We start from the raw sequence: 4,062 nt of genomic DNA on the forward strand, positions 1-4,062 counted from the left end.
TTCAAATAATGTATCAGGCTAGATTAAATTATTGTGCTACTTACTCATTATTTACATTCAAAATCTCAACATTAGCATTCTGTAATATTTCATATAATGACGAAATGTTACTATTGGACTGTCTTCTTACTTGAAGATCTCTGAATCGCAGTATTTCTCTAGAAGCACTAAATGTAAAGAAACATTGTTTTTTTGCCCTCGACAGAGCAACAAAAAATGCACACATATCTTCACGTCTCTGAGTGTTAAAACTCCAAAAGGCATCGTCTTCCAATCCTAAAAAAATCACTGTATCGTATTCTAGTCCCTTACTTTTATGAATTGTCATAATAGGTACGCTAAATAGCCCTAAGAAATCAGAGATGCCATTATTCCAATTTGAATGTTTCAAATAAGAAGTAGTTAGTTTTTCCACTGCATCTTTGGTTATTCTTTCAAAATAATTTCCTCTTGCATATTTAGGATGTAAGCGAAATATTTTTTCCAATCCTACAAATCTGAAAATTCTTTCTACAATTTCATTCATGTCTTGTTTACAAATTTCTTTATCGTCTGAAAGTTGTTTTAAATCATTTTTCAATTGTAATATATGCTTATTTAAATTAGATTCCATATTCAATATCTTAATATGATCCAGTTCTATGTCATAACCATTCACAAAGATTAGCACTTCTGATATTCTAGTCCAAGAATCAGGAGTTTTTTCTCCTGTCGCCAATCTTATGAAGTCAATAATTAATTGAACACAATCCTCTGCTATTAAATCCTGATATTCCTTTTCTATTCGTGCATGTATCCCTTGTAGTTCCAACTCATTTATTAAAGCGTTGCTGTATACCTGCTCTTGTTGTTTTACAAGGATACAAATATCTCGTGGAGAAATATTTTGTTGACGAATTCGATTTGCTATGCTCTTAGCAACAAAGTTGGCTTCATGTAAATGAGTCTGGAAATTCCAAACTTGACATAGTCCCTCTTGGTTGCTATGTTTCGCAGATACTTTAGCGTCTGTAGCATTTTGATTTATTATTTTAGCTAGAACATTCTGGATTTCAATAAGTCTTGGTGCCGACCTATGATTTTCTGTTAACTCAATTTGTTCAGCTTTAAAGTCATGTCTAAATTGCTCAAAAGCATCCGAAAGCGCCCCAGCCCAACCCATAATTCTTTGTTTGTCATCTCCTACACTTGTCATTATTGTAGACTTTCCTAAAAAAATCGTCTTTACTAATTCATATTGTAAATAAGTTGTGTCTTGAAATTCATCAAGAAAAACATGACTGTATGTTAATCTAAGTGCCTTATTTATCAGAGGATTAACTTTCAATAAATAATCAGAAAGCTTTGAAATCATGGGAAATGTTAATGTACTTTCAAGCTCTCCTTTACCGTGAACTAGAATATCCCAGAGCCTTACAAGAATCCAAGAGTAAATGTCTTGTCCGTCTTCGAATATAGGTAAATTATCTTCAGACAATCGCTTATACAATACATTAAAATTAATTTCATGTTGCCAATTAGGCAGGTTAGGATGTCGTTCAGTAATATAACTGGTAGCAATATCACGTACTTCTCTAGAACTAAGTACCAAACGGTAATCCTTTTCTGGTCGATACATTTCTGGTATACCCAACCTGAAACGATCTAATAATTGCTTGGCAAATGAATCAAACGTTCTTGATTCAAAACGTGCTGCTAGTTCCTTACCACATCTTAATTCAACTCTTTTCTTTAGATTCTCTGCAGCATCCGCTTTAAAACTGATCGCTAATATTTTTTGAGGCGAAGGACATAAATTGGTCTGTAAAAGAAAACAAGCACGTTGTGCAAGTAATTCCGTTTTACCTGCCCCAGGACCTGCTAAAATAAGATTATTAAACTCCTGTCTTACAGCTATATCTGCAGCTGGTTCTAGTGTAAATCCATCTGCTGGAGTCCACTCTTCGGGTTTAGTATATAACATATTTTCATGTATTCCTTTCAAGTATCTCATTAGTCCGCTGTACAATGCGTTTAAAAACTTCTGGCATATCTCTCACTAAATCTTCATCAGTTATTTTTATTAAAGCCTCGATATGTGTGCTCGGTTTGCTTCTTCCAAGAAATAGAGTATTATACCAAACCATTAGCTCATGTTGTTCTGGTGTATAGGTATAACCTATTGCATTTTCATTTTTTAATGCAGACACAATTCCTCCTTTAACCTTCTTATCATAACTCTGCGGTTGTTTAATTTTATCTGGAATATTCGGTCCTTTAGGTACTGTCCCTTTATAGGCTTTTGGGAATGTTTCTAACATAAGAAAATCCAAATCCATAGGTGAAGAAAAGAAAACATTATAGTTGTCTTCCATCAGTCTTTTTATCCAAAGGTTATCCATTGATTTTAACCATTCGGGGTCCATAGAATAGTTATCAAATTCTTCAAGATCATCATCACTCAAAATTTTCTTATTCTCTCCATACCATACTCCTAATAATTCATCACGGTTTCGTCCATTAAGCATTAACTGCTTGATCGCATATTTGATACGACTCCAACCTCCACCACCGCGTTCGCGATCTAGATCCAGTAATGTAATATGAGGAATATCTAACTCATTCAGTAGCTTCCACATATGATTAACGTGTCTGCCACCCAAAGGAACAATCGATATTCCATAATCATCAACGTAAATATTATTAACTTCCAAAACTCTCGGAATTACGATTTCCTCAGAATCCCCTTCTCCTAAAATTACTAACCGTGAAAAATAAATTTCAGGGTAGGCTTTAACAGCTTCCTTTATATAGGTATATGCTTCTGATGTCTTTTCCGGTAAAGTAACTTTCTTTACAACTGTGGTATAACTATTAGGATCAATTCTCAAATGAGCCAGATTCTCTGGATTAACACGTTTAATAATTGAAGCACTGTGTGATGTCAATACAACTTGGGCGTTACTCTTCTTAGAGATATTTCTTAGATTCTCCATCACTCTGCCTAGTAGATGCGGCGATATATGATTCTCTGGCTCCTCTACAGCAAGGAGAGTTAAAGAAGCATTTGATTTTCCTGTAATTTTAACTTCCGCTTCAAGTAGCGATGATACTAGAGATAAATAGAATAAAGATCTTAGCCCATCACCCAATTTATCAACACTATACTCACCTAGCTCATGAGTGGGAGAAAACGATACCTCAATTTTTCTTAATATTGAAGCTAGTGTCGAGCTGTTAAATTGTAAATTGGCATCTTGGTATCGAGTGTCCTTGTGGTACTTCTTCCATTCATCACCAATTACACTTCTAATCTGAGAAACCCCATTAATTTCATTGAATAGTTCATTCACAGGCTCCATTTTGCTCTTTATAGTCTCATCAATATCGTCTGGCCAAGTAATGTTATTTAAAATCCTCCATAGTATTGTTCCAGAAGCATTACGTAATTGTGTTGAAGGTTCCCTGACTGCAGGTACGTACAAGACTTGTATTGCAGAACGTTGATGCGGTGTGACTGGGACCAGATCCTCTTCTGTTTCTGTAATTCCTTCTGCTACAGTTATAAAATACAAACGTTGCTCTATTTCCCCTTCTGGAGTATTATCAGCAGCCCATTTCCCTACTAACCTAACACGTAGATAAGGGGCTTCAGCAGGGGAACGTACTACTAGTTGGTTAAAAAATGGTGGAATACTAGTTATACTTTGCTCATCCAACTCATTATCAGCTAATTCAGGAAAATCAATTCGAGCTTCAATTGATAATTCAAGTTCCTTGATAGACTCAACAAGGGATTGCTTAGGAATATGGAAATCTGATTTTTCTAATGTCCGATCATGCGAAGAAACTCCAAAAAGCTTAACTAACCCATGTATTAGTGCGGTCTTACCCGAAGAATTCTCTCCTACAAAACCAGAAAGTTTATTCAAAGATATAATTCTCCCCTCTTTACCGAAACTCCTAAAATTCTTCAAATACAATTTTGATATTTCCATAATAATTCTCTCCTCAATATTAATATCTCTTTAAATAGTCTTTAATTTTTAAGGTAGTTTTTCAGTAGTTTCGGATAACGTTCCT

Annotated in this window: 2 protein-coding genes; both read right to left on the reverse strand. The window is 34.7% G+C overall.

The genetic code is table 11. The features are described 5' to 3' along the window. Window positions 1–40 precede the first annotated feature (40 nt). Entirely contained in the window at window positions 41–1,963 is a 1,923-nt protein-coding gene (locus D829_RS0115645) for an ATP-dependent helicase (protein ID WP_017689854.1), read from the reverse strand. 4 nt (window positions 1,964–1,967) lie between these two features. After that, window positions 1,968–3,977: an AAA family ATPase gene (locus tag D829_RS0115650; protein ID WP_017689855.1), complete on the reverse strand. Its 2,010-nt coding sequence runs from the start codon at window positions 3,975–3,977 to the stop codon at window positions 1,968–1,970. Window positions 3,978–4,062 lie beyond the last annotated feature (85 nt).

The organism is Paenibacillus sp. PAMC 26794 (assembly GCF_000316035.1).
Lineage (GTDB): Bacteria > Bacillota > Bacilli > Paenibacillales > Paenibacillaceae > Paenibacillus.

Bases quoted from the DNA above. Each gene is read 5' to 3' on its own strand.
- D829_RS0115645 (WP_017689854.1), bottom strand. From the start codon at position 1,963: ATGTTATATACTAAACCCGAAGAGTGGACTCCAGCAGATGGATTTACA.
- D829_RS0115650 (WP_017689855.1), bottom strand. From the start codon at position 3,977: ATGGAAATATCAAAATTGTATTTGAAGAATTTTAGGAGTTTCGGTAAA.